Annotated in this window: 21 protein-coding genes and 1 pseudogene; 9 read left to right on the top strand and 13 right to left on the bottom strand. The window is 72.7% G+C overall.

Annotation, left to right across the window (positions count from 1 at the left end):
- Positions 1-47: 47 nt before the first annotated feature.
- The 5 genes from HGK34_RS12335 to HGK34_RS12315 are packed head-to-tail and all read right to left on the bottom strand — an operon-like array spanning position 48 to position 4,584.
- Positions 48-707, bottom strand: coding sequence for an MSMEG_1061 family FMN-dependent PPOX-type flavoprotein (locus tag HGK34_RS12335; RefSeq protein WP_244666669.1), 660 nt, complete (start codon positions 705-707; stop codon positions 48-50).
- A gap of 38 nt (positions 708-745) precedes the next feature.
- Positions 746-1,357, bottom strand: coding sequence for a response regulator (locus HGK34_RS12330; protein ID WP_201847671.1), 612 nt, complete (start codon positions 1,355-1,357; stop codon positions 746-748).
- Entirely contained in the window at positions 1,354-2,766 is a 1,413-nt protein-coding gene (locus HGK34_RS12325; RefSeq protein WP_201847669.1) for a sensor histidine kinase, read from the bottom strand. The genes HGK34_RS12330 and HGK34_RS12325 overlap by 4 nt, the downstream gene beginning before the upstream one ends.
- A complete protein-coding gene (locus tag HGK34_RS12320; RefSeq protein WP_201847667.1) occupies positions 2,756-3,625 on the bottom strand; it encodes an ABC transporter permease in 870 nt (289 codons plus the stop codon). Before HGK34_RS12320 ends, HGK34_RS12325 begins: the two co-directional genes overlap by 11 nt.
- Complete coding sequence (locus HGK34_RS12315; RefSeq protein WP_201847665.1) at positions 3,622-4,584, bottom strand: ABC transporter ATP-binding protein; 963 nt, start codon at positions 4,582-4,584, stop codon at positions 3,622-3,624. Before HGK34_RS12315 ends, HGK34_RS12320 begins: the two co-directional genes overlap by 4 nt.
- 341 nt (positions 4,585-4,925) lie before the next feature.
- Here HGK34_RS12315 and HGK34_RS12310 point away from each other — a divergent pair, with 341 nt between their 5' ends.
- Positions 4,926-5,510 (top strand): hypothetical protein, encoded by a 585-nt coding sequence (locus HGK34_RS12310; RefSeq protein WP_201847663.1) that lies wholly within the window; start codon positions 4,926-4,928, stop codon positions 5,508-5,510.
- Positions 5,511-5,549: 39 nt separating this feature from the next.
- Here the strand turns inward: HGK34_RS12310 and HGK34_RS12305 are convergent, their stop codons facing one another.
- The 4 genes and pseudogenes from HGK34_RS12305 to HGK34_RS12290 form a co-directional block, all read right to left on the bottom strand.
- Complete coding sequence (locus HGK34_RS12305; protein WP_201847660.1) at positions 5,550-6,440, bottom strand: hypothetical protein; 891 nt, start codon at positions 6,438-6,440, stop codon at positions 5,550-5,552.
- A gap of 36 nt (positions 6,441-6,476) precedes the next feature.
- Positions 6,477-9,836, bottom strand: coding sequence for an isoleucine--tRNA ligase (gene ileS / locus HGK34_RS12300; protein WP_201847658.1), 3,360 nt, complete (start codon positions 9,834-9,836; stop codon positions 6,477-6,479).
- A gap of 902 nt (positions 9,837-10,738) precedes the next feature.
- Positions 10,739-11,092, bottom strand: a pseudogene (locus HGK34_RS23835) (molybdopterin-dependent oxidoreductase); the annotation flags it as partial.
- Between the two features lie 1,002 nt (positions 11,093-12,094).
- Complete coding sequence (locus HGK34_RS12290; RefSeq protein WP_201847654.1) at positions 12,095-12,865, bottom strand: SDR family oxidoreductase; 771 nt, start codon at positions 12,863-12,865, stop codon at positions 12,095-12,097.
- A 110-nt stretch (positions 12,866-12,975) separates the two neighbouring features.
- Here HGK34_RS12290 and HGK34_RS12285 point away from each other — a divergent pair, with 110 nt between their 5' ends.
- From HGK34_RS12285 to HGK34_RS12270, 4 genes are all read left to right on the top strand, one after another.
- Complete coding sequence (locus tag HGK34_RS12285; RefSeq protein WP_201847652.1) at positions 12,976-14,226, top strand: hypothetical protein; 1,251 nt, start codon at positions 12,976-12,978, stop codon at positions 14,224-14,226.
- A gap of 187 nt (positions 14,227-14,413) precedes the next feature.
- On the top strand, positions 14,414-15,427 hold the full coding sequence (locus HGK34_RS12280; RefSeq protein WP_201847650.1) for a putative F420-0 ABC transporter substrate-binding protein: 1,014 nt from the start codon (positions 14,414-14,416) through the stop codon (positions 15,425-15,427).
- Positions 15,424-16,479 carry a putative F420-0 ABC transporter permease subunit gene (locus HGK34_RS12275; RefSeq protein WP_201847648.1) on the top strand — a complete coding sequence of 352 codons (1,056 nt, stop codon included), beginning with the start codon at positions 15,424-15,426 and terminating at the stop codon, positions 16,477-16,479. The genes HGK34_RS12280 and HGK34_RS12275 overlap by 4 nt, the downstream gene beginning before the upstream one ends.
- On the top strand, positions 16,476-17,348 hold the full coding sequence (locus HGK34_RS12270; protein WP_201847646.1) for a putative F420-0 ABC transporter ATP-binding protein: 873 nt from the start codon (positions 16,476-16,478) through the stop codon (positions 17,346-17,348). The genes HGK34_RS12275 and HGK34_RS12270 overlap by 4 nt, the downstream gene beginning before the upstream one ends.
- Here the strand turns inward: HGK34_RS12270 and HGK34_RS12265 are convergent.
- The 4 genes from HGK34_RS12265 to HGK34_RS12250 are packed head-to-tail and all read right to left on the bottom strand — an operon-like array spanning position 17,335 to position 21,302.
- On the bottom strand, positions 17,335-18,243 hold the full coding sequence (locus HGK34_RS12265) for a PaaX family transcriptional regulator (protein WP_307815929.1): 909 nt from the start codon (positions 18,241-18,243) through the stop codon (positions 17,335-17,337). The genes HGK34_RS12270 and HGK34_RS12265 overlap by 14 nt on opposite strands.
- Before the next feature lie 10 nt (positions 18,244-18,253).
- Positions 18,254-19,579: a kynureninase gene (locus HGK34_RS12260; protein WP_201847644.1), complete on the bottom strand. Its 1,326-nt coding sequence runs from the start codon at positions 19,577-19,579 to the stop codon at positions 18,254-18,256.
- Positions 19,576-20,445, bottom strand: coding sequence for an amidohydrolase family protein (locus tag HGK34_RS12255; protein WP_201847642.1), 870 nt, complete (start codon positions 20,443-20,445; stop codon positions 19,576-19,578). Before HGK34_RS12255 ends, HGK34_RS12260 begins: the two co-directional genes overlap by 4 nt.
- Positions 20,445-21,302 (bottom strand): tryptophan 2,3-dioxygenase, encoded by an 858-nt coding sequence (locus HGK34_RS12250; protein WP_201847640.1) that lies wholly within the window; start codon positions 21,300-21,302, stop codon positions 20,445-20,447. Before HGK34_RS12250 ends, HGK34_RS12255 begins: the two co-directional genes overlap by 1 nt.
- Before the next feature lie 112 nt (positions 21,303-21,414).
- On the opposite strand from HGK34_RS12250, the gene HGK34_RS12245 reads away from it, so the two are divergent.
- From HGK34_RS12245 to HGK34_RS12230, 4 genes are all read left to right on the top strand, one after another.
- On the top strand, positions 21,415-21,831 hold the full coding sequence (locus tag HGK34_RS12245) for a PNPOx family protein (protein WP_201847638.1): 417 nt from the start codon (positions 21,415-21,417) through the stop codon (positions 21,829-21,831).
- Positions 21,824-22,309, top strand: a complete 486-nt coding sequence (locus tag HGK34_RS12240) for a GNAT family N-acetyltransferase (RefSeq protein ID WP_201847636.1) — start codon at positions 21,824-21,826, stop codon at positions 22,307-22,309. Before HGK34_RS12245 ends, HGK34_RS12240 begins: the two co-directional genes overlap by 8 nt.
- Before the next feature lie 223 nt (positions 22,310-22,532).
- Positions 22,533-23,312 (top strand): hypothetical protein, encoded by a 780-nt coding sequence (locus HGK34_RS12235; RefSeq protein ID WP_201847634.1) that lies wholly within the window; start codon positions 22,533-22,535, stop codon positions 23,310-23,312.
- 108 nt (positions 23,313-23,420) lie between these two features.
- Positions 23,421-23,993, top strand: a complete 573-nt coding sequence (locus tag HGK34_RS12230; protein WP_372433121.1) for an HhH-GPD-type base excision DNA repair protein — start codon at positions 23,421-23,423, stop codon at positions 23,991-23,993.
- Positions 23,994-24,011 lie beyond the last annotated feature (18 nt).

The following is a 24,011-nucleotide window of genomic DNA, read 5'->3' as shown; positions in this document are numbered from 1 at the left end:
TCCGGCCTCGACCGGTGCGAGCACGCTCAGGCCGTCGGCACGGCTGGTCAGTCGTAGAGCTTCTCGGCGTACCTCGGTCCGTAGTACTCGTCGAGTTCGGCGATCGACTGATCCCTGCGTTCCAGCTCCTTCGAGATGACGGCCCGGCGTGGGGCGGCGTCCGGCGTCCAGGAATCCGGGTCCCAGGCCTTGGAGCGCAGGAACGCCTTGGAGCAGTGGTAGAACACCTCGGCGATCTCCACCTCCAGCCCGATCACCGGCACGTGGCGACGTACCTGGAGGTCGGCGAACCAGGGTGCGTCCCGGACGATGCGCGCGGTGCCGTTGATCCGCAGGGTGTCGCCACGGCCGGGGACGACGAAGATCAGGCCGATACGGGGGTCGGCGAGCAGGTTGTGGAACCCGTCGGCGCGGCGGTTGCCGGGGCGTTCGGGAATGGCGATGGTGCGGTCGTCGAGCACGACGGCGAACGATCCTGTCGGGTCGCCCTTGGGTGAGACGTCGAGGTTCCCGTCGGGATCGGCGGTCGCGACGAAGCAAAGTGACGCCGCGGCGAGGAACTCCCTGTCGAGGTCGTGCAGGACGCTGCGGGTCTTGTCTCGCGCCGGGTGGGCCGCGACGCCAACGAGGTCTTCGAGCTCGGCGACGGAGGTGATCGGGGTACCGGTTCGGGAGGCCGTTGCGTCCGTCATGCCCTCAGCAGTCATGCCCCCAAGATATCCGCGCCGTCCGACTCGCAGGTCCGTCAGCCGAGCCAGCCCTGCTCGCGAGCGACCCAGACCGCGGCGGTCCGGTCCTGGACGTCCAGCTTGGTGAAGACGCGGATCAGATGGGTCTTCACGGTGGCCTCGGCGATGAACAGCCGCGCGCCGACCTCCGCGTTGGAATGGCCGTTCGCCACGAGGGTGAGCACCTCGACCTCGCGCGGCGTGAGCCGATCACTGCGAACCGAGGTCACCAGGCGCGTGGCCACGCTCGGAGCCAGCACGGTCTCGCCTCGCGCGGCCGAGCGCACCCCGGCGACGAGATCCGCACGTGGCGTGTCCTTCAGCAGGTAGCCGGTGGCTCCCGCCTCGACCGCCCGCAAGATGTCGGCATCGGTGTCGTAGGTGGTCAGGACGACGACGCGTGGCGGGTTGCGCGCTTCACGGATTCGGGTCGTCGCCCCGACACCGTCGAGCACCGGCATGCGCAGGTCCATGAGGACGACGTCGGGGGCCAGTTCCCGAGCCAGATCGACCGCCTGAGCGCCGTCGCCGGCCTCGCCCACCACCTCCACGTCGGGCTCGACGGCGAGCATGCCCACCAGTCCGGAGCGCACCACGGGGTGGTCGTCGGCCACCAGCACCTGAATCACCGGCTCTGCCTCTCCGTCGTGCCCGCATCCGGGACGCCCGCGGGTCCGGCCGCCGGGACCGCGCCCGGTTGCTCTCGCGCCGGGGCCGTCGAGGTGCCGGCCGCTTCCGGCACGCCGGGTACGCCCGCCCTCACGCCGGTGTGGTCGGCATCGCCGAGCGGCAGCCAGGCCGCCAGCAGCGTGCCGCCGGTCCGGCCGGGGCCGATCGACAACCGTCCGCCCGCCGTCGCCACTCGCTCCCGCATCCCCGACAGCCCGAATCCTTCACCCGTGCCGATCCCGACACCCTCGGGCAGCCCGCGGCCGTCGTCCGACACCTCGAGGAGCACCGTGTCCTCCACGCGGGCGAGGCGGACCTCGACCAGGCGCGCGCCCGAGTGACGCCGCACGTTGGCGAGCCCTTCCTGCGCGACCCGCAGGAGCACCACCTCGACCGACGGCGGCAGGCCGAGCACACCGTCGGCGACGAACCACGCCTCCAGGCCGGTCTCGTCGCCGAACCGGGCCACGAGCCGGCCCAGGGCCTCGGCCAGGGACTTCTCCTTCAACGGCGCCGGTGCGAATGCCGCGACCAGCGCTCGCGCCTCGGCGAGGTTGTCCCGCGCCGTCTCCTCGATCAGTTCGAGCCGGTCGCGGACCATGTCCGACCCGTCCGCGTCCAGGACCGCCGAGGCCGCCTGCGCCTGCATGACGACACTCGTGAACCCCTGCGCGAGCGTGTCGTGGATCTCGCGCGCGATCCGCGCACGCTCGGCCTCCACACCCGCGGCGTGGTGAGACCGGGCGAGGGCGAGCTGTGCGTCCCGCAGTTCTGCGACCAGCCGCGCGTGTTCCTCAGCGCGCCGCAGCGTCCACGCGGTCCAGAGCCCCAGCCCGACCGCGAACACCAGGCTCACACCCATCTGGGCCGGGACGGACGTCACCGCTTCCGGGTCCGGACCCACGCGGGCCAGGGTGCCGCAGGTCGCCGCGACCGCCAGGGCCACGCTGGCCACCAGGGACCAGAGGCGGCTCTCGAGCAGCATCCAGCACTGGGCGAAGGCCACGAACAGAAGGAAGGACGCATCGCCGGTCACGGTCAGCGCAGCCGCCACACCGACCACGGTCACGGCCAGCTGCAGAACGGCCTTCCCCTGGTTCCGGGAGCGCGCGGCCGGGCCGCCCCATACGAGGTAGGCGACCCCGATCGCCCCGATCGCCCCGCCGGCCACCATCAGGTCCCGCCCCCGGACGCCCTGCAGGACGATCTGGAGCGCCGTCAGGGCGAGCACAGCCCAGAAGGCGACGTGCCACCACACCAGGAGCCGCCCCCATGCGGCGTACGGTCCGCCGGGCGCGGGCGGGAGGTCGTCCCGCTGGACGTCCGTCGCCGTCCCGGCCGCGTCGACGCCGGTCTCGTCACCCGTCATCACGCCTCCGCCAGCGGAACGTCCGCACCCCGATCACGAGTCCCAGTATCAGCCACAGGCCGAGCACACCCGCGATCAGGAGGTGCTGCCACTCCCCGGCGGTCTCGACCGCCGCGAAGCCGTCGGGCAGGAACACCGACCTCATGCCCTGGGCGAGCCACTTGAGCGGGAACACCTGGGCGACCTGCTGCATCCAGTCCGGCAGGGACGGGTAGGGGAAGAAGACCCCGGAGATGAACTGGAGCACCAGGACGACGGGCACCACCACTGCCGACGCCGATCTCCCGGACCGGGGCACCGCCGAGAACGCGACCCCGCAGACGGTCCCTGTCGCGGTACCGAGGACGAATACCCAGGCGAAGGTCCACCAGCGTCCGGCTTCCGGCATGGGCACGTCGAACGCGAGCACCGCGAGCGCGACGAGTGCGGCGATCTGTACGACCGAGACCAGGAGCACCTCCCCGACCTTGCCGAGGAAGTAGGCGACCGCCGGCATCGGCGTGGCGCGCAGGCGCTTGAGGGTGCCGTCGTCACGCTCGGTGGCGATCGAGGTGGCCACGGTCTGGAAGCTGGACAGCATGATGCCGGTGGCGATCATGCCGGGAAGGAAGTACTGGGGGAAGTTGACCTCCATCCGGCCGGTGCCGAGATCGAACACCTGGTCCTCGCCGCCGAAGACGGAGGCGAAGATCGCCATCATGATCAGGGGGTAGGCGAAGATGAAGATCATGGCGTCGCGCTCGCGCAGGAAGCCGAGCAGCTCCACGCGCGCTCGCACCAGGCCGACGGCCAGGGTGCCGGGCAGTCGGGAACGCTCCGCGGAACGAGCCGGAGAGGTGTCGGGGGTGCCGGCGGTCATTGCTGCTCCTCGGTGCTCTGGTGGGTGGTGCCGGGGGCGTCGATGAGCTCCAGGTAGACGTCCTCGAGGCTCGGCCGGCTGACGGTGAGGCCAGGGATCTCCCCGTCCGGAGCGGCGATCTCGTGCGCGAGGCGGGCTACCGCCTCGGTGGGCCGATCGGTACGCAGCGAGCGCAGTTCGCCGCCGTCCAGCCAGGTGACCAGGGGTGTGCGCGCGTCCGGGCCGCCGAGGCTGTCCGGGGTCCCGGAGGCCGCCACTCTCCCCTTGTCGATGACGACGACCCGGTCGGCGAGTTGCGCCGCCTCCTCCAGGTAGTGCGTGGTCAGCAGGATCGTGACGCCGTCGTCGCGCAGCCCGGTCACGAGGTCCCAGAACGAGCGGCGCGCCTGCGGGTCGAAGCCGGTGGTGGGTTCGTCGAGGAAGAGCAGCTCGGGCCGGCCGACGATGCCGAGCGCGACGTCGAGTCGTCGCCGCTGCCCGCCTGACAGGGCTCGCGCCCGCTTGCGGGCGTGTTCGGTGAGGCCGACCGCGTCGATGACCTCGGCCGGGTCGCGGGGATCGGGGTAGTAGCGGGCCGTGGCCGTGACCATCTCGGCAGCGGTCAGCTCGCCCAGGTCGCGTGAGTCCTGTTGCACGACGCCGATCCGGGCGCGCCAGGCACGACCGGCCCGGTCCGGGTCCTCGCCGAGCACGGACACCTCACCGGCGTCACGGTTGCGGAAGCCCTCGAGGATCTCGATCGTGGTGGTCTTTCCCGCGCCGTTGGGGCCGAGGACCGCGAAGATCTCACCGCGCAAGACGTCGAGGTCCAGGCCGTCGACGGCCGCGACCTGGGTGTACCCCTGGCCGCCGGGGCCGCGGGATCGATACGCCTTGTGCAGCCCACGCACGCTCACGGCCGTGTCACGGCCACCTGTGTCTGTTGCCGGTCTGCGGGTCGGTGCCGACTCTGTTCGCATGCCAACCATGTTTTCGCACACGCGGCCACCTCACCACCACCGACCGGACGGACTCTGCGTCCACCGAACGGTGGACCCTGCCCGACGGCGGGCCCGCGGCAGCGATGGTCGGGCCGCATCGCCGGGCGGACCGCACGGACGGGACCTGCCGAGAACCGGCGCGGAACCGTCTCTCGCCGATGGCGAGCGGAACGGATCCGGAGGCGCTCCGTCCTCCATGGCGTCGTCGCGCCTGGTGCCTGGTGCCTGGTGCCTTGTGCGTTGTGCCTTGGCGCCCGACGATGAGGAACAGTCGCAGGTTGCGGCCAACGGGCTCTCAGTGTTGACTCGAAGTTTGTGAGGTGGACCACATCTACCTCGCGGCCCTCCTCGGGAAGGACGCCCTCATGCTTCGACGCGCCATTGCCGCCGCGGCGGCCGCCGCCGCGCTGATCCTCGTCCCGGTGGCAGGCGCGCAGGCCGCCGTTAGCCCCGGCACCTATGCGGCGACCTACGACGACCTCAACGCCAAGACCGGTGTCCATCTGCAGACAGGCACACCGGAATGCACGGTCGCGGCGGATCTCACCGTCTCGTGCACCGGCTACGAGCTCGGCGGCGTGGGCAACACGAACGCGGACGTCGACCTGTCGGCCACCTATGTGGCTGACGTGCTCTGCAACAACCCGGCCGGCTCGAAGAACCGGAACAACGACGTCGAGGCACAGCAGCAGATCCTGAACGCGACCACCAGCCTGAGCAACCTGCGGGCCAAGAACGGCCGGCTCGACGTCCCGCCGGTCACGGTCGGTCCGGACACCGGAACCAACCCGTGCCCCAACAAGAACTGGACGGCCGAGTACGTGAACCTCGAGCTCGTCGCGTTCGTCTACACCCTGACGTTCAAGGGTGAGAGCGGCGCCTACATCACCATCGCGCAGCCCTGACCGGCACGACCGGTTCGGAGCCGCGCCTCCCGTGACGCCTCAGCGCGCGCCCCGCACGCGCCACGCGGCGATCGCGCCTCCCACGACCAGCGCGACCACCCACATGGTCGCCGGCCCGTGGGCGCCGGGATCGAGCAGCGTGAGCCCGAAGTACTCCCCCAGCAGCCTGACCGGCTCGAACGGATAGGCACGCAGGACTCCCCCACCGAGGTGCACCTGCTGCAGCGTCGCGGAGATCGCCGGCAGCAGCGACTGCGCGAGCCACACGAGGGCGAGCGCCGGCACCCACATGACCCAGGTCCACGGCCTGCCGACGGCGACGCTCAGCCCGAGCGCCACGCCCACCAGCATCGCCAGGAGCCAGCTCGTGCCCAGCTGCCCGCCGGGAAACGCCGGCAGCATGATCGCCAGTGCGTCCTGCGCGAACAGGATCGGCACCGCCGCGGCGCAGGCACGGAGCCAGACCGGCCCGAGAGCGGCGAGCAGTCCGAGGGCGAGGCCGGCCGTGGTGGCCGCCAGCGCGACGACGGTCAGCCCCGCGACGATCTCCGACCCGGCGGCCGCGCCGCTCGGCCACCAGCCCTCCATCGAGTCACCGGCCAGCAGGAACGCCCCCGCGGCGGTGCCGAGCGTTCCGACGGCGGCAGCTCCCGCTGCCCAGGCGACCGGCCGTCGCCGGCCGCCGATCCTCACCTCGGCATGACGTCGGACGACAGCCGCGAGGCACCCCGCAGCCGCCCCACCGGCCACCATCCCGGTCACGAAGCTCGACATCGCCGGAGGGCCCGGTTCACCGACGCGCGCCACGAGATACAGCTGTGGCGCGACCGCGACCAACAGCCAGGCCATGGCCGCGCCGAGCATCACGACGACCAACCACCAGGACCTGCGAACCAGGCCGGGACCGCCCACGTGTTCCTCAGCCTTCACGCGGGCGATCCTGGCAAGTATCTCCACACAGGTCAACTATGCGGACTTTTGCACCGAGATGCTGCGGTCCGGCCCGTCGGCAACGGACACGTCCACGGCGTCCGCCAGCGTCTCCGCGGCCACGAGCGCCTCGTGGGCGCGCACCGCCGCCACCCACTCCTGCGGCACCCCGAGCGTGAGCGCGATCCGGTCGGTGACGTGCAGCCCGGCCGCCTTGCGCGCCTCCTGCACGTCGCGGATCACGTCGCGGGCGTAACCCTCGCCCCGCAGGTCGTCGTCGAGCGCCAGATCGAGCACGACGAAGCCGCCACCGCTCAGCACCGCGGCCGCCACCTCCGTCCCGGCGCCCTGCCCGACGACCGTGGCCAGCTCGTACTCGGAGGCCAGCAGCTCCACGTCGCCGTCGGCGGTCTGCACGACCACCCGCTCGGCACCGTCCTCACCCACGCTCTTCGTCCACGAACCTGCCTTCGACGCCTTGATCACCGCCTGCACGCCCTTGCCGAGACGCGGGCCCGCGGCGCGGGCATTGACGGCGAGCCGCTCGGTGATCCCGTACGACGCCGCCACCTCGGGCGAGAACGCCACCAGCTCGACCGACTTGAGGTTCAGCTCGGAGGCGAGCAGCTCCGCGAACGGCGCGACACCGTCCGGGTCCGGGACGGCGACCACCAGGGAGCGCAGCGGCTGACGCACCCGCAGCTTGTTCGCCTTGCGCAGCGCGAGGGTCTGCGAGACGACGGCCCGCGCCGACTCGACGGCGGCCACGAGCGCGTCGTCGGACACCAGCACCGCGTCCTCCGCGCACCCGATCACCGACCCCGCCGGCGCGCCCAGGGACGGCCAGTCCGTCAGGTGCACCGACCGGCCACCGGTCAGGCCGCGCCACACCTCCTCGGTGGTCAGCGGCGCGAGCGGCGCCATGACCCGGCACAGCACCTCCAGCGCCGTGTAGAGGGTGTCGAACGCGTCCGCGTCCTCCTCCCAGAACCGGTCCCGCTGCGTGCGCACGTACCAGTTGGTCAGCGCGTCCAGGTACTGCCGCACGGACTCGCAGGCACCCGCGATGTCGTACCCGTCGAGCTGCTCGGTCACCGTGGAGACCAGGTCGCGGGTCCGCGCGAGCAGGTAGCGGTCCATCACGCCCAGCCCCGCCACGCGCTGCGGGTCGAGGTTGCGCGCGACCCGGCCCCTGTGCGCATCGACGGAGCCGTCGTCGGCCGAGCCCTTCACGCTGTTGGCGTACAGCGTGAAGAAGTAGTACGTGCTCCACAGCGGCAGCAGCACCTGACGCACCGCGTCCCGGATGCCGTCCTCCGTCACCACCAGGTTCCCGCCGCGCAGGATCGGGGAGGCCATGAGGAACCAGCGCATCGCGTCGGATCCGTCACGGTCGAAGACCTCGTTGACGTCCGGGTAGTTGCGCAGGGACTTGGACATCTTGCGGCCGTCCGAGCCAAGCACGATGCCGTGCGAGAGCGCGGTCTGGAACGCCGGACGGTCGAACAGCGCGGTGGCGAGGATGTGCAGCGTGTAGAACCAGCCGCGGGTCTGCCCGATGTACTCGACGATGAAGTCGCCCGGGTAGTGGTGCTCGAACCAGTCGGAGTTGTCGAACGGGTAGTGCACCTGCGCGTACGGCATCGAACCGGAGTCGAACCAGACGTCCAGGACGTCCTCGACGCGGCGCATGGTCGACTTCCCGGTCGGGTCGTCCGGGTTGGGCCGGGTCAGCTCGTCGACGAACGGACGGTGCAGATCGGGCACGTCCGGGTTCGCGGGATCGCGCGGCAGCCGCCCGAAGTCACGCTCCAGCTCCTCGAAGGACCCGTACACGTCGATGCGCGGGTAGGCCGGGTCGTCGCTCTTCCACACCGGGACGGGCGAGCCCCAGAAGCGGTTGCGGGTGATCGACCAGTCCCGCGCGCCTCCCAGCCACTTGCCGAACTGCCCTTCCTGGATGTGCTCCGGCACCCAGGTGATGTCCTTGTTCAGCTCGACCATGCGGTCCTTGAGCTTCGTCACCTCGACGAACCACGACGACACACCCATGTACATCAGCGGCTGCCGACAACGCCAGCAGTGCGGGTAGGAGTGGTCGTACGACTCGCGGCGCAGCAGCACCGTGCCTGCCGTGACCGACCCCGCCTCGTCCTGCTCCGCCCCGCGCGTACGCGCCTTGAGGTGATCGATGATCGGCGAGTTCGCGTCGAACACCTGCAGCCCCGCGTACTCGTCCACGGGGTGGGTGAACCGCCCGTCGGCACCGACCGGCATCACGGACTCGACGCCCTCGCGGTCGCAGACGATCTTGTCGTCCTCACCGAACGCACCGGCGCTGTGCACCAGGCCCGTACCGTCCGTGGTGGTGACGAAGTCCGCCTCCACGACCCGGTGCGCGCGCTCGCGACCCTCGTAGTAGGAGAAGGGCGGCGTGTAGGTCACGCCGAGCAGGTCGCGGCCGGTCAGCCGGGCGACGACGCGCGCCTCCTCGGCACCCTCCTCGATCAGCTCGCGGGCGTACGCCGCGAGTCGTGCCTCGGCGACGACGTAGCGCTCACCTGCCGACTCGACCACGGCGTAGTCGATGTCCGGCCCCACCATGACCAGCAGGTTCGACGGCAGGGTCCACGGCGTCGTCGTCCAGATCAGCAGCTTGTCCCCGGTACGGACGCCCGCCGACGCGGCCGCCTCGGTGACCGTGCGCACGCCGAAACCGACCGTGACCGCCGGGTCCTGGCGGTTCTGGTAGACGTCGTCGTCCATGCGCAGCTCGTGGTTGCTCAGGGGCGTCTGGTCGTTCCAGCAGTAGGGCAGGACACGGAAGTCCTCGTAGATCAGGCCCTTGTCGAAGAGCGACTTGAACGCCCAGATCACCGACTCCATGAACGTCGGGTCCAGGGTCTTGTAGTCGTGCTCGAAGTCGACCCAGCGAGCCTGGCGGGTGACGTAGGTGCGCCACTCGTCCGTGTACTTCATGACCGAGCTGCGGCAGGCCTCGTTGAACCTGTCGATGCCGAGCTCGACGATCTCGTCCTTCGTCTTGATGCCCAGCTGGCTCATCGCCTCCAGCTCGGCCGGCAGTCCGTGGGTGTCCCAGCCGAAGCGACGCTCGACACGGTGGCCGCGCATCGTCTGGTAGCGCGGCACGACGTCCTTCGCGTAGCCCGTCAGCAGGTGGCCGTAGTGCGGCAGGCCGTTGGCGAAGGGCGGGCCGTCGTAGAAGACGAACTCGTTCTCCCCGTTCTCCCCCGCGTCGCGCTGGTCGATGGAGGCCTGGAAGGTCCCGTCGACCTCCCAGTGGTCGAGGACCTCCCGCTCGATCGCGGGCAGGTTCGGGGACGCGGCGACGTTGTCCTCGTCGCGGTGCAAGGGATAGCGGGCTGAGTCAGCCATGGTCTGTGGCTCCTGCGGTGGTCGTCGGTCCGGCAGCGCTGCTGCGAGGACGACGTCGCGCCGCCGACGGACCGGGTTCCCGGACCGTGGCGGACCGCGTGCCGCGGTACCACCCCGCTTGCCGCGCGCCGGTGCCGCCCCGTGAGGGGCAGCAGCCGCGAGCGGCCGCTCGTTGACGGCTGTGACGGGCCTGCCCGTCCGGTTCTACTGAGGTGCCCGACGACGGCCGCGGGTGGCGGTCACGCGAGGGAACCCGTTCTTCCGGAGGCTCACCGGTGATGGCCGGGTCAACGCCTGTGCGCACATCCTATCGCCAGGTCGCAACCGATATACCGCTCGACCGTCGGACGTGCCGGTGCACGCGGCTCCCGGCGTACGACCGCACCCGTCCTGCTCGGCGGAGGCGCCGCCGAGCAGGACGCCCTGGTTCGTGCGCGAGCCGCGCCACGCGGACACGGCCGGTGCGTGCAACCCTGCTACGCGACGGTGAACGTGATGGTGTGGTGGCCCGTCGCGCCGTCCGGCGCGGGCGGGGACTCGACGTCTGTCTGGGTCTCGCCGTCGGCGTTCGTCGCGCGCACGGATACCGTGTGCTCTCCGGCGCCGAGGTCCAGCACCGCACGCCACTGGCGCCAGGTGTCGGGCCCGACGGTCTCGGCGAGGTCCGCCGTGACCCAGTCGCCGTCGTCGGCCCGGACCTCGACGCCGTCGATGCCGACGTGCTGCGCCCACGCGACCCCGGCCACGACCACCTCACCGCCTGCGACGCTTGCCCCGCTCCGCGGGACGTCGATGCGGGACTGGACCTTGACCGGGCCCAGCTCGGACCAGCCGCGCGGCGTCCAGTAGCCCTCGTCCTGGTCGAACGTGGTGACCTTGAGCTCCGAGACCCACTTGGTCGCCGACACGTACCCGTACAGCCCGGGCACCACCAGGCGTGCCGGGAACCCGTGCTGCGTCGGCAGGGGCTCCCCGTTCATGCCGATGGCCAGCAGCGACGTGCGCTCCGGGTCCGTGAGCACCTCCAGCGGCGTACCGGCGGTGAAGCCGTCCACGGACCGCGAGAGGACCATGTCGGCACCCGCCTGCGGCCGGGCCCGCTCCAGCAGGTCGCGGATCGGATAGCCGAGCCAGAGGGCGTTCCCGACGAGGTCGCCGCCCACGGAGTTGGACACGCAGGTGAGGGTCACGTGGTGCTCGGACATCGGCAGGGCGACCAGTTCGTCCCAGCCGATCTCGAACGGCTCGTCGACCATTCCGGTCACGCGCAGCGACCAGTCCGCGGGATCCACCTCGGGCACCCGCAGGGCGGTGTCGATCCGGTAGAAGACATCGTTCGGCGTGATGTACGAGGACAGGCCGTCCACCGACAGATCCGCCTGCGCGGGGACAGGGTCCGCCGAATGCGCGGCACCCGGGAGCCGGAAGCGCGAGCGCACCGCCTCGACCGCACGCCCACCGGCGCTGACCGCCTGCGAGGCCACGAGCGCCAGCACGGCGCCGCCCGCGGCGAGCCCGGTGATCTGCAGGAACCGGCGGCGGTCCGGGGCCGGCGACGGAGCGGAGGGCGTGCCGCCGCCCGAAGCCGGTCCGGCCTCGGACCCGCCCGCGGAGTCCTCGGAGCCCTCGCCGGCCCCGCGCACCGACGGACCGACGGGGCCCAGCGCCCGCACGGCCGCCCGCAGCACCGGGACCGCGACCCCGATGCCGATCACACTGGGCACGGCCCACACGAGGGTCGCGCCGGGGCGTGCGACGGCGAGGGCCGCCCCCGCCACCCCCACCAGGACCAGGAGCGCGACGCCGACGCCGGACCGGCGGCGCTCCAGCCATCCGGCGAGGCCGGCACCCACCGCGAGCACGGCACCCATCGAGCCGAGCAGCACCGCCTTGTCCGCGGTCCCGAACCACTCCACCGCGAAGTCCTTGAGACCCGGCGGGGCGGCGTCGACCACCGCCGCGCCGCCCGCGAAGATCGTGCTCGCACCCGGTGCGATCACGGCGGACAGCAGTTCGGAGACCGCCAGCCCGAGCCCTCCTGCGACGAGGCCGGCCAGGGCGGCCAGGGCGGCAAGGCCGGCGGCAGGCTTTCGGACCGCATCGGTCGTGGCAACGTTCATGTTGTCAGCGTGCCACTCGCGGCGTCGGTGCCCCACCCCGGAGCGGGGGCCGTCACGAACCCGTAAGGTCCTGCCCCAGGGCACCAGGGCGCCGACGGCGCGCCGCCGGAACCCGGTTCACGCCGGGCCTGCCGGGCGTCACACGCCCGCGTTGCGCACGATCTTGCTGTTGTGCGCCTGGGCGCGCGGCCGGATCGTGACCTGGTCGATGTTCACGTGGTCCGGCCGCGAGACCGTCCAGGCCACGGTGTCGGCGATGTCCTCGGCGGTCAGCGGCGTGTAGCCGGCGTAGACCTGCGCGGCCTTCTCGGCGTCGCCGTCGAAGCGCATCAGGGAGAACTCCTCGGTGGCGACCGCACCGGGCGCGATCTCGATGACGCGCACGGGCTCGCCGGCGATCTCCCAGCGCAGCGTCTGGGACAGCATGTGCTCGCCGTGCTTGGCGGCCGTGTACCCGGCCCCGCCCTCGTACGCGCCGAACGCCGCCGTCGAGGTCAGGTTCACGACGTCAGCCACGCCACGCGCCGCGCCGGCCGCGCGCAGCAGGGGCAGCACGGCCTTGGTGACGCGCAGGGTGCCGAGCACGTTCACCTCGTACATCCGTCGCCAGCCATCGACGTCGGCGTCCTCGACGCGGTCCATACCGAGCGCGCCGCCGGCATTGTTGACCACCGCATCCAGCCCACCGGTGGCGGCCAGGTGTGCGGCGAGCGCGGCCACGGCATCGTCGTCGGTCACGTCGAGGGCGTACGGCTCCGCACCCGTCTCGGCGGCGAGCGCGTCCAACCGCTCCTTGCGGCGGGCGGCCGCGACGACGGTCCAGCCGTCGGCGGCCAGCCGGCGTACGGTCGCGGCGCCGATCCCCGACGACGCTCCGGTGACGAGTGCTCTTCTCCCCGTGGTGCTCACGGGCACGAGGGTACGCGGTGCTTCTGGTCCCACACGCACGATCTCGTGGCACTATTTCCGACATACCACGCTATGAAGTGGCGGTTCACCAGGGACAACAGGGAGCATCGGTGAGCGATCTGCACGTGCTGACCCAGGTCGCGCACGACGAGCCGGGCTGGCGGCGCGGACGGTCGGCGATCCTGGCCGTCGCACTGGTGCTGGTGGTCGCCGTCGTCGTCGGACTCCTCGCGGCCCTCGTGCGAGGCTCGCGGGAGGAGGCCCGGGCCGAGGCCGCCCTCGGGCGGAGCACGCACGCCGCGGGCGACTGCGGCGCGGCCGACCGGCACCTGAAGGCCGCCCTGGACTCGGGAACCGTCCCCTTCCTCGACCCGCCGGTCGACCGGTCGGCGCTGCGCGCCGAGATCACCGCCTGCGAGGAGCTGGAACGCGCCCGCCACCTGGCCGAGCGGGCGCAGTACCGCGAGGCCGTGGACGGGTTCGAGAGTTACCTCGACTCGGGGGTCGCGCGATACGTCAACGCTCTGCGCGAGAAGTCGGAGGCGCGGATCGCACTCGCACGCCAACTGGAGGACCAGGGCGCGGAGTTGCGCGCCGTGCACCAGTACGCCGCGGTCATGACCGAGGCCCCCGGGTCGCCCTCGGCCGAGACGGCGCAGGAGCGGGTCTGGGCCCTGTACGCGGGACAGGTCGAGCGTGCCCGGAAGAAGCAGCCGTGCCGGGCCGTGGACGCGGCACGTGCCTGGTCCGAGCTGGACGGCGCGGCGCTGGAACCCGTGCGGACCGCCGCGGACGACGCCCTGTCCTGGTCGCTGCTGCGCTGCGGTGAGGCCAGGATCGACCGCGGCCGGGCGGCCGCGCGGGACGCGCGCTACCGGCCCGACGTCTTCACCGCGGCCCGGTCCGTCCTCACGCAGGCCGCCGAGCGCTACCCGGGGACCGAGCCGGGCAGGCTCGCACGCCGGCGGCTCGACACGCTGCCCGCCGTCACGGCGCGTGCGCAGGGGCTCGCCGCCGAGGTCGCCTCGGAGCGGCGCCGGGTCGCCGGCATCAGGCGGCAGGTCGTTGCCGCCCTGCGCGACGGCGACAGCCTCCCCCGGCCCCGGCGGACCGGGGACGGCGGGAGCGAGGTGCGCCTGAGAATCCGCAACGCCACGGGACATCCCCTCTACGTCGCGTGGACGGGCGAGGACACGGACGCGACCACGATCCCCGCCGGCGGCACGACCTGCGCCAAGGCCAGAACGGTCACGCTCACCCTGACGCCCGGGGCGTACTCGCTCGCGGTCCGCGAGGGCGACGACTGGGCCGCCGGCGCCTGGAGCTTCCCGAGCAGGAACTTCACGACCTGCGTGACGTAGCGCACCGGGGTGACCGTCTGCCGAGGTCCCGGCGTATGCTGTGGGCCGGATCGCGGGGCCTGTCCGGTCTGCCCCGTCGTCGTGGCCCGGACTGTGGGCCGCTGGTCCTCCGGCGCGAGATGGCGCGTCGTCCAGACCCGGCGCCCTCGGGCGCGGGTGTCATCAGCGACCCTGCACAGGAGCCATCGTGCGCACCCCCTTCCCTGCCGTCGTTCGCCCTCTTGCCCGTCCGGCCGCCGCGCTGGCGGTCCTCGCCCTCGCCGGCTGCTCGTCCCCCGCCGCGAGCGTCGACAGCGGCCCGACGCCGGCAGGCGCCTTCCCGGTCCGCGTCGACAACTGCGGTTTCACCGCCGAGATCCCGGCACCACCCGAGCGCGTGGTGACGATCAAGTCGTCCACCACGGAGATGCTGCTCGCCCTCGGTCTCGGTGACCGGATCGTCGGCAGCGCGTTCCTGGACGGGCCCGTTCCCGACTCGCTGGCCGAGGCCGCGGCCGGCGTCCCGGCCGTCGCCACACCCATGTCCGACGAGGCTCCCGGTTCGGAGGCGGTACTGGACCTGGAGCCCGAGCTGATCTATGCGGGCTGGGAGTCGAACCTCACCGCCGAGACCGCCGGCGACCGGGACACGCTCGCCGGGCTCGGCGTCGCGACGTACGTCTCCCCGGCCGCCTGCAAGGACCCCGCGTACATGCCGGACCCGCTCACCTTCGACGACGTGTTCGGCGAGATCGAGGAGGTCGGGACCATCTTCGGGGCCGACGCCGCCGCCGCTGACCTCGTCGCCGAGCAGCGCTCCGCCCTGGACGCGATCACGGCGGACGACCGGGGCCTGACCGCCCTGTGGTACTCCTCGGGGGACGACGTCCCGTACGTCGGCGCCGGCATCGGCGCCCCGCAGATGATCATGGACGCGGCCGGGCTGGAGAACGTCGCCGCCGGCGTGCACGACACGTGGACGTCGTTCGCCTGGGAGGAGGCCGTCGACGCCGACCCCGACGTGCTGGTGCTCGTGGACGCGGCCTGGAACAGCGCCGAGAGCAAGATGCGACGGCTCGCCGAGAACCCGGCCACGGCCCGGATGACCGCCGTGCGGGACGAGAACTACGTCGTCGTGCCGTTCCCCTCGACCGAGGCCGGCGTGCGGAACGTGGACGCGGTCGCCGACGTCGTCGACCAGCTCGGAGAACTCGACCTGTGAGCGGCGCCCGGCGCCGCGGTCCGGTGGCAGCCGGGATCGGGCTCGGCGGTGTGCTCGTCGCATCTCTCCTGGCCGCGGTGCTGATCGGGCCGGCCGACCTGTCGCCCGCCGAGGTGGGGCGCGTGCTGGCGACCCACCTCGGGCTGAACCTGTTCCTGGAGCCGGTCGGCCTGGGCGTGGAGCCGCTGTCCGCGATCCGCGACGGCATGGTGTGGCAGCTGCGGGCCCCACGGGCCCTGACGGCGGCCGCCGTCGGCGCGGGCCTGGCGGTGTGCGGCGTGGTCATGCAGTCCCTGACGCGGAATCCTCTGGCCGATCCCTACCTGCTCGGGCTCAGCTCCGGGGCGTCACTCGGTGCGGTGCTCGTCCTGGTGGCGGGCGGCGCCGCCGCCGCGACGCTGCTGCCGGTCGCCGCGTTCGGCGGCGCGCTGCTCGCGCTCGGCGCGGCGCTCGGCCTGGCGGGTGCACTCGGGCAGGTGACACCCACCCGCACCGTCCTCGCCGGGCTGGCGATCAGCCAGCTGTGCTCGGCGGCGGTGTCGTTCGTGATCTTCTGGTCGGTCAAGGGCGACGCCTTCCGCGAGGTGATGAGCTGGCTCATGGGCTCGGTGGGGTCCGCGACCTGGGTATCCGTGGCCGTGACCGGCATCGCGACCCTGTTGCTGGGGACGGGCCTGATGCTGTGCGGGTCGGTCCTGGACGCGTTCACGTTCGGTGAGTCCGCGGCGGCGGCGCTCGGCACGGACGTGCAGCGGGTCCGCTGGGGCCTGCTGGTCGCCGTCGCCGTTCTGACCGGCGCGCTCGTGTCGCAGAGCGGTTCGATCGGGTTCGTCGGACTGATCCTGCCGCACGCCGTGCGGCTCGTCACCGGCGCCCGGCACCGCCTGCTGCTGCCGCTGTCGGCGCTGGCCGGGGCGTCGTTCCTGGTCTGGGCGGACACGATCGCCCGAACGGTCTTCGCCCCGCGGGAGCTGCCGGTCGGCATCGTCACGGCCGCGGTGGGCGCGCCGGTGTTCGCATTCCTCCTCTGGAAGGGCAGGGCCCGCGCATGACGCGCCGACCGCCGTCGGGCGCTCCGGCCCCGCAGGCCGGTTCCGGCCGGAACACCGCCGGGCTGACGGCCGACCGCGTGTCGTGGGGCGTCGACGGGCGGCTGATCCTGGACGGGGTCGGCCTCGAGGCACCGGCCGGAGCCGTGACCGGGCTGCTCGGGCCGAACGGATCAGGCAAGTCGACCCTGCTGCGGGCGATCGCCGGCATCCGGCCGCCGCAGGGCGGCGAGGTCGTGTTCGACGGCGACGACCTGCCGCGCATGCCGCGCCGCACCCGCGCCCGCGCCGTGGCACTGGTCGAGCAGGACGCGAGCACGGACCTGCCCGTCACCGTGCACGACGCCGTCCTGCTGGGACGCATCCCTCACCGGCCCCTGCTCGCGGGGGCCTCGGAACAGGACCGGGGGGTCGCCCGCCGCGCCCTGGAGCGCGCCGGGGCGACCGGCCTGGCGGACCGGGAGGTCACGACACTCTCCGGCGGCGAGCGCCAGCGGGTCCACCTGGCCCGCGCGCTCGCGCAGACCCCGCGCCTGCTCCTCCTGGACGAGCCGACGAACCACCTGGACATCTCCGCGCAGCTGCACACCATGCGGGTGTTGCGCCTGCTCGCCGACGACGGGGTGACCGTGCTCAGCGCGCTGCACGACCTGAACCTGGCCGCGGCGTCCTGCGACCGGATCGTGCTGATCGCCGACGGGCGGGTCGTGGCGGCGGGCCCGGCACAGGAGGTTCTGGTCCCGGAGATCATCTCGCCGGTCTACGGCGTGCACTGCGACGTCCTCACTCATCCGCGCACGGGCCGTCCGGTCCTCTCCTTCGCCCCGGCCTCGGCCGCATCGGCGCCCACGCAGCCGGTCAGGCCTGGCTGAGCCGGGGTGGCCGGTGGGGAGCCTCGTGACGGGGACGGCCCGCATCGGCCGCGACCGCGGCGGCATGGGAGCCGGCGGGGACGCGGGCGGCCGCCGCGAGGCGGGTGAACTCCGCCGCGCTGCGCGTTCCCGGCCAGTCGTCGGGCAGGAACCGCGGCGGCAGGCCCGGGTCGAGGTAGGGGATGGGTCGGTATGCGTCGAGGGCGTGGATCCAGGTGCGGAACGCCTCGGACGGCCCCGGGCCGCCGGGTCGCAGCGTGGCGTCGAGCAGCCGGGCGATCGGTTCCGCATGCCCGGCGAGGAACCGTTCGTGCAGCTCCCGCAGCGCGGGCAGGTCCCACCAGCGCGCGATCGCGGCCGCGAGACCACCGCTGTAGCGGATCTCGGAGGCGAGGAAGACCGTGGCCCGGCCGGTCAGCTCCAGCTCGTCGAGGATGAGCGCGACCTCGTCGGCGAGGTGGTCGGGGCAGATCCACAGTGCCGAGGACACGGATCCGCAGCCGATGGCGGCGAGCCGGCGCCGTAGCCGGTGACGCAGGTCGCGCCGGTCCTCGGGCACGCTCCAGGAGATGAGGCACCAGCTCTCGGCGTTGTTCCCGGTACGTCCGGTGCCGAAGATCCGGCGATCTCCGCGGGCGAGCATGTCGGCGGCCGAGCGTGCGACGGCATAGCCCGCGACGCCGTCGCGGGCCTCGGCGACCAGGAGCCCCTTGGCCTTGACGCGGCCGAGGGCCGTGCGCGTGCGGGCGGGCGGGACGTCGAGCTCGGACATGAGCGTGACCAAGGCGGAGACGGGCATCCATCCGCCCTGGTCACGCAGGGTGGCGCCGACGAGCGTCCGGAGCAGCGAGGTGGCGCTGCCGGGACGCGACTCGAAGTCGTCGAGGACGGTCACGGTCGGCCGGTCACCGTGCCGGGGAGGCCCCGGGGTCGCGGAGCGCCTCGGCGACCAGGGTGAGGCCCCGCGCGACCTCCGTGAACGACGTGCTCAGCGGCGAGAGCCCGATCCGCATCCCGGAGGGCGGCCGGAAGTCGGGCACGACACCCCACCGCCACAGCAGCGCCGTCGTCTCCTGGAACCGGGGGTGCTCCAGGGTGACGTGACTGCCGCGCACCGCCGCGTCGCGCGGGGACGCCACCTCCACTCCCAGCGGCGCGAGCTTCCGGTCCGCGACCTCGATCACGAACTCGGTCAGGGCGACGGACTTGGCGCGGACCGCCGCCATCCCGGCCTCCTCGAGGACGGCGAGCATGTCACGCATCGGCAGCATCCCCACCACCGGCGGTGTCCCGCTGATGAACTGCCGGATCCCCGCCGCGGGCTCGTACGCCGGGCCCATCGCGAACGGGTCGGCCGCGCCCATCCAGCCCTGCACCGGCTGACGCAACTGGTGCTGCAGCTCGCGTGCGACGTAGCCGAACGCGGGCGCGCCCGGGCCGCCGTTCAGGAACTTGTACGTGCACCCCACCGCCAGGTCGACCGCGCAGGCGTCGAGCTCCACCGGCACGGCGCCCGCCGAGTGGCACAGGTCCCACAGGACGAGGGCGCCGGCGTCGTGCACGGCCCGCGTGATCGCGGGCATGTCCGCGACGAAGGCGGACTTGAACGCGACATGGCTCAGCAGGACCAGGGCGGTGCGTTCCGAGACGACGCCCGCGACGTCGTCCACCGTCACGCCGAGCGCCGGGTCCGGCTCGATCCACCGGATCGTCATCCCGCGCTCGGCGGCGATGCCTTCGAGGACGAAGCGGTCGGTCGGGAAGTTCTCCGTGTCGGCCACGATCTCGTCGCGCCCCGGACGTGCGCCGACGGCGGCGCGCGCCAGCTTGTACAGCATCACGGTGGTGGAGTCCGCGACGACGGTCTGTCCCGCGGCGGCGCCGAGCGTGACCCGGCCGATGGTGTCGCCGAGCTCGGTGGGGGCATCCATCCAGCCCTCGTCCCAGGCACGGATGAGCCGGGAGGCCCAGACGTCGTCGACGAAGCCCGCGAGCCGGTCCCGCGTGGCGCGCAGGGGCCGTCCGAGCGAGTTGCCGTCCAGGTACGCCACCAGTCCCGGGCTCTGGACGAACCGGTCGCGGTACCGGGCCAGCGGGTCGGCCGCGTCGAGCGCCGCGGCGCGCTCCGCGACGTCGGGCGGCGTGAGCACGGCGGCGTCGGGAACGGCTCCGGCCGGGTCCAGGACCGGTGCGCCGCCAGGCGCCGTGGTGGCGCCGCTCGGTGTCGTCATGTCAGGGCCTCCAGGTCGGCGGGGGTGAGCCGACGGGCGTCGGCGAGCCAGTCGATCAGTTCGCCGGCGGTCTCCGGCCTGGGGTGCGGCGAGATCAGCGCCCGGCCCGGCACGACCCGGTCCGGAGCCCCGACGACGGCGCGCAGCAGCGCCTTGCCGGTCAGGCCCGCCTCGCCGAGCAGCTCGATCTCCCGGTTGTTCAGGCCCACCGGGATGGGGCCGTTGCCCATGTCCGTGCCGTACACGACGGCGCCGCCCGCCGCGGAGAACCGGCGCACATTGTCCAGCGCGGTCGCGAGGGCTTCGCCCTCGTGGATCGCGAGCGTGGAGATCCAGGTGGTGCGCCCGGCCGACGCGCGCAGCAGCTTGTCCGGCAGCGGCTCGGACCATGGCGCGTGGACGAGCACCTCGGCGCCGGCACCGAGCGCGCGTGCAGCCTGACCGGCGCCCTCGGCGTGCACGACGGCGGGGAGCCCGGCCGCGCGGGCGGCGCGCACGAGGGCGACCAGCGTGACGTCGTCGAGCAGCGGCATGTCGGCGTGCAGCGCGATCTTCACGAACGACCCGCCCGCGGCGACGACGTCGGCCACGGCACTCTTCGCGTCCTCACGTCCGGTCACGGGCCGCACGGCGGCCCGTGGCGCCCAGGCGCGCCCGGTCGGGTAGCCGCCCGGAGCGGTGTGGAAGGGGCCGGCGAAGCGGACCTTGACCCCGGCCGGCGGCGCCTTCGCGATGGCGGCGATGACCACGGGGTCCCACCCCAGATCGTGCACCTCGGCGACGACCGAGCCGGCCAGCCGGTCCGGGTCCACCAGGCCCAGGTGCACGTGGTGGTCGACGACGGCGGGCAGCAGGGACCGGGTCATCAGGCACCGACCTCCGTCCGCACGGAGATGAGTTCCGGGAAGAACGTCAGGTCCAGGGCCCGCTTGAGGAAGTCGACTCCCGAGGACCCGCCCGTCCCGGTCTTGAACCCGATGGTGCGCTGCACGGTTCGCAGGTGGCGGAACCGCCAGAGCTGGAAGGCGTCCTCCAGGTCGACCAGGTCCTCGCACGCCTCGTAGATGTCCCAGGCGGCCGACGGGTCCTGGTAGATGCCGGTGAGCACGGGGATGAGGTCCGGGTGTTCCACCCATGCCTGGCTCACGTCACGCCCGAGGATCTCCTCCGGCACGGCATGCCCCCGGCGGGCCAGCAGGCGCAGGAACGCGTCGTAGATGGTGGGCTCGTGCAGGAGGCCCTCCAGCAGCGCGTACGCCTCGGGGTTGCCGCGGAAGACGGGCAGCATCTTCTCGTTCTTGTTGCCCAGGATGAACTCGACCGCGCGGTACTGGTAGGACTGGAAGCCCGACGAGGAGCCCAGCACCCCGCGGAACTCGGCGTACTCGCTCGGGGTCAGCGTCGCCAGGACGGACCACTGCTCGGTGATGGTGCGCTGGATGTGCTTGACCCGGGCGAGCGCCTTGAGCGCGCGGAGCAGGTTGTCGGCGTCCAGGTAGGCCCGCGCCGCGCGGAGCTCGTGCAGCACCAGCTTCAACCACAGCTCCGTGGTCTGGTGCTGGATGATGAACAAGAGTTCATCATGGTGCTCGGGCTCGCTCACCGGGTGCTGCGCGGACAACACCTGATCCAGGCCCAGGTAAGAGGCGTAGTCCATCTCCTCCCGGAAGTCCGTCCGGATGCCTTCCTCCAGGGGCCGCACGCCCGCCGTCGTCGTCTTCATCACACCTTTCCCTCCTCGACCGACCATAACGCCAACCTGACGACCGGCACGAATCTGTGAGACCTCCGCACGGCGGCTCGCTCCGCGGCACAGTCCTGGCCATCATGGGCGCATGGATCTGCCTGAGCCCATCGCCGCCCTGGCCAAGACCGTCAATCCCACGTTCGAGAAGGTCGCGAACGGCCTCCCGCCCTTCGCCGTCGTCCACCACACCGGCCGCACGTCCGGCCGGGCGCTGACAACTCCCGTCACCGCGTTCGCCGGGCGGGACCCCGACTCCGCCGAGATCCTCACCGTGATCCCGCTGCCCTGGGGCCCGCGGACCGACTGGATGCGCAACATCACCAGCGCCGGGACGTTCGAGCTGACGCGCGGGTCCGAGCGCTTCCACGTGGACCTGCTGCGGGTGCTGTCCGCCGAGGAGGCGGTGACGATCCTCGCCCCGCTGCCGCGCCAGCTCCTGCAGACGCTCGCCCTGGAGGAATGTCTGGTGGGGCGGTTGCGCCGGGTACCGTCTGCCCATGCCTGAGTACACGCTGCGTGACGCACGCCTCGACGACGCGGCCGCGATCGCGGCCGTCCACTGGACCGGCCGTCGCGCCGTCTACGTGCCGCTGGTCCCCGAGGAGCACTGGATCACCGACACGCAGGCGGCCGGCATCGAGTCCTGGAAGCGGCGCCTCACCGCCGGCGAGACCCCGCTGGTGGCCGAGGTGGACGGGCTGGTGGTCGGGTTCGCCGTCATCGGGCAGGCCACCCCGCGGCTCGGCCACGAGGCCAAGCGCGACCTCGCCCTGCACGACCTGTGGGTGATGCCGGAGATGCACGGCAGCGGGATCAGCCGGGCACTCCTGAACGGCGTCCTGCCGCCCGCCCGGTCGGCAGAGCTGTGGATCGCGGCGGCCAACACGGGCGCGCGCCGGTTCTTCCAGAAGAACGGGTTCCTGCCCGACGCCACGACCGGCACGGGCGAGGACGGGGTGCTCGAGGTCCGGCTGGTGCGCTGACCGGCGGGATCACCCGCTCGGCCGCACCCCGGCCGGGCGGCGGGCCTCACCGCTGCCCCGTACCGGCCACACCCCACACGGCCGCACCTCACCGGGCGGACCGAACGCACGTCTGAGACACTCCAGCCATGGCTCCGATGAACGTCTTGGCGTCATTCATCAGCACTTACCACTCCGCTCGCCTCTGTCCCGGACTGGGCACCGCGAGCGGAGGCGGTATCCGGTGAGGCGGCCCGGCCCCCGGGGCACCTGGCGGCCGCGGCAGGCCTCGGGAGCGGTGATCGCCCTGACGCTCATGATCGCGGCATGCACGGCGAGTTTCGGCGATGGCGGGCCCGGCCCGAACGCCCCGCGCCCCGTCACGGTCGCCGAGTCCCGGCTCCTGGCGGACGTGCGCCTGCGCAACCTCGACGCGGGCAGTCGTGCGATCAGCGCGACGTACACCGACCAGGACCGTGAGATGCGGCTCTCGGGGTGGTTCGACTTCAGGACGCGCACCGGATACGGGATGGTGTCCGCCGACGGGCTGCCGTCGGACCGTGTGGCCTGGAACGACGAACTCGTCGCCACCTCCGCCGCGGGAAGCATGGGCAAGCCTCTGACATCGCTGGACGGCTGGGTGGCCGCGCCGCTCGACCCGGGCCGGTCACCGCTCGCGGTGGTGCTCGCGGTCGTCGCCGGGCTCGGTGCGGAACGCCCCGACGACGCGGCGCTCATCCGGGCCGGTGGCGCGCTCCGGCTGCGCGAGGACGAGGCCGGCGGCGAACCGGTCACCGTGTTCACCGGCCCGGCGCCCGTGGGCGCAGGCGCGGCGGACCGGACACCCGCGGCTCCCGATACCTCCCCGCTCAGGTACTGGGTGGACGAGGACGGACTGGCACATCGCGTGGACGTGCGGCTCGGTGAGGACTGGGCCGAGGTGACGCTCGAGAACGACGACGTGCCGGTACCGCCGCTGCTGGCGGAGCTGGACCTGGACGCAGGGGGCGAGCGTGCCGGCTAGCGCCGCGCCCGGCGTCCGCACGGCCCGCGGGCGTCGGGGACACGGCGCGATAATGACCGCAGGGGAATCCGCGGGACTCGCGGCCCGCGAACCGCGTCAGGAGGGGTGATTCTCGTGTCGTTCCAGGTCACAGGAGTGCCGGAGGCCGATGCCGTGCTGGACGAGCATCCGTTCGCGGTGGTGGTCGCGATGCTGCTGGACCAGCAGTACGGGATGGAGCACGCGTTCCGCGGACCGTGGAAGATCAAGTCCCGGCTCGGGTCGATCGACCCGGCCGTGATCGCCGGGACCGACCCGGACCGGTTCGTGGAGCTGGCCACCACTCCCCCGGCGATCCACCGGTACGGGCGGTCGATGGCCGGCCGCGTCCAGGACCTGGCACGGCACGTGGTCGAGGAGTACGACGGCGACGCGACACGTATCTGGGGCGAGGCCACCGACGGTGCGGACCTGTTCGCTCGCGTGCGCGCGCTGCCGGGGTACGGCGACCAGAAGACCAAGGTCTTCATCGCCCTGCTCGCCAAGCGACTCGACGTGCGCCCTGAGGGGTGGGAGGAGGCCGCCGGCGACTACGCCCTGGACGGATACCGGTCGGTCGCCGACGTCACCAGCCCCGAGACCCTCCAGAAGGTCCGCGACTTCAAGAAGGCCAGGAAGGCAGCCGCCAAAGCCGCGGGTTGAGCGGAACCTGGCGCCGCA

The organism is Myceligenerans indicum (assembly GCF_016742955.1).
GTDB lineage: Bacteria > Actinomycetota > Actinomycetes > Actinomycetales > Cellulomonadaceae > Myceligenerans > Myceligenerans indicum.
The sequence above is the reverse complement of the archived record's forward strand: the minus strand, read 5'-3'. Positions and strand labels throughout refer to the sequence as shown.

Excerpts from the sequence above, each read along its gene's own strand:
- HGK34_RS12335 (WP_244666669.1), bottom strand. The coding sequence starts at position 707 with ATGACTGCTGAGGGCATGACGGACGCAACGGCCTCCCGAACCGGTACC.
- HGK34_RS12325 (WP_201847669.1), bottom strand. The coding sequence starts at position 2,766 with ATGACGGGTGACGAGACCGGCGTCGACGCGGCCGGGACGGCGACGGAC.
- HGK34_RS12320 (WP_201847667.1), bottom strand. The coding sequence starts at position 3,625 with ATGACCGCCGGCACCCCCGACACCTCTCCGGCTCGTTCCGCGGAGCGT.
- HGK34_RS12315 (WP_201847665.1), bottom strand. The coding sequence starts at position 4,584 with ATGCGAACAGAGTCGGCACCGACCCGCAGACCGGCAACAGACACAGGT.
- ileS (WP_201847658.1), bottom strand. The coding sequence starts at position 9,836 with ATGGCTGACTCAGCCCGCTATCCCTTGCACCGCGACGAGGACAACGTC.
- HGK34_RS12270 (WP_201847646.1), top strand. The coding sequence starts at position 16,476 with ATGACGCGCCGACCGCCGTCGGGCGCTCCGGCCCCGCAGGCCGGTTCC.
- HGK34_RS12260 (WP_201847644.1), bottom strand. The coding sequence starts at position 19,579 with ATGACGACACCGAGCGGCGCCACCACGGCGCCTGGCGGCGCACCGGTC.
- HGK34_RS12255 (WP_201847642.1), bottom strand. The coding sequence starts at position 20,445 with ATGACCCGGTCCCTGCTGCCCGCCGTCGTCGACCACCACGTGCACCTG.
- HGK34_RS12250 (WP_201847640.1), bottom strand. The coding sequence starts at position 21,302 with ATGAAGACGACGACGGCGGGCGTGCGGCCCCTGGAGGAAGGCATCCGG.
- HGK34_RS12245 (WP_201847638.1), top strand. The coding sequence starts at position 21,415 with ATGGATCTGCCTGAGCCCATCGCCGCCCTGGCCAAGACCGTCAATCCC.
- HGK34_RS12240 (WP_201847636.1), top strand. The coding sequence starts at position 21,824 with ATGCCTGAGTACACGCTGCGTGACGCACGCCTCGACGACGCGGCCGCG.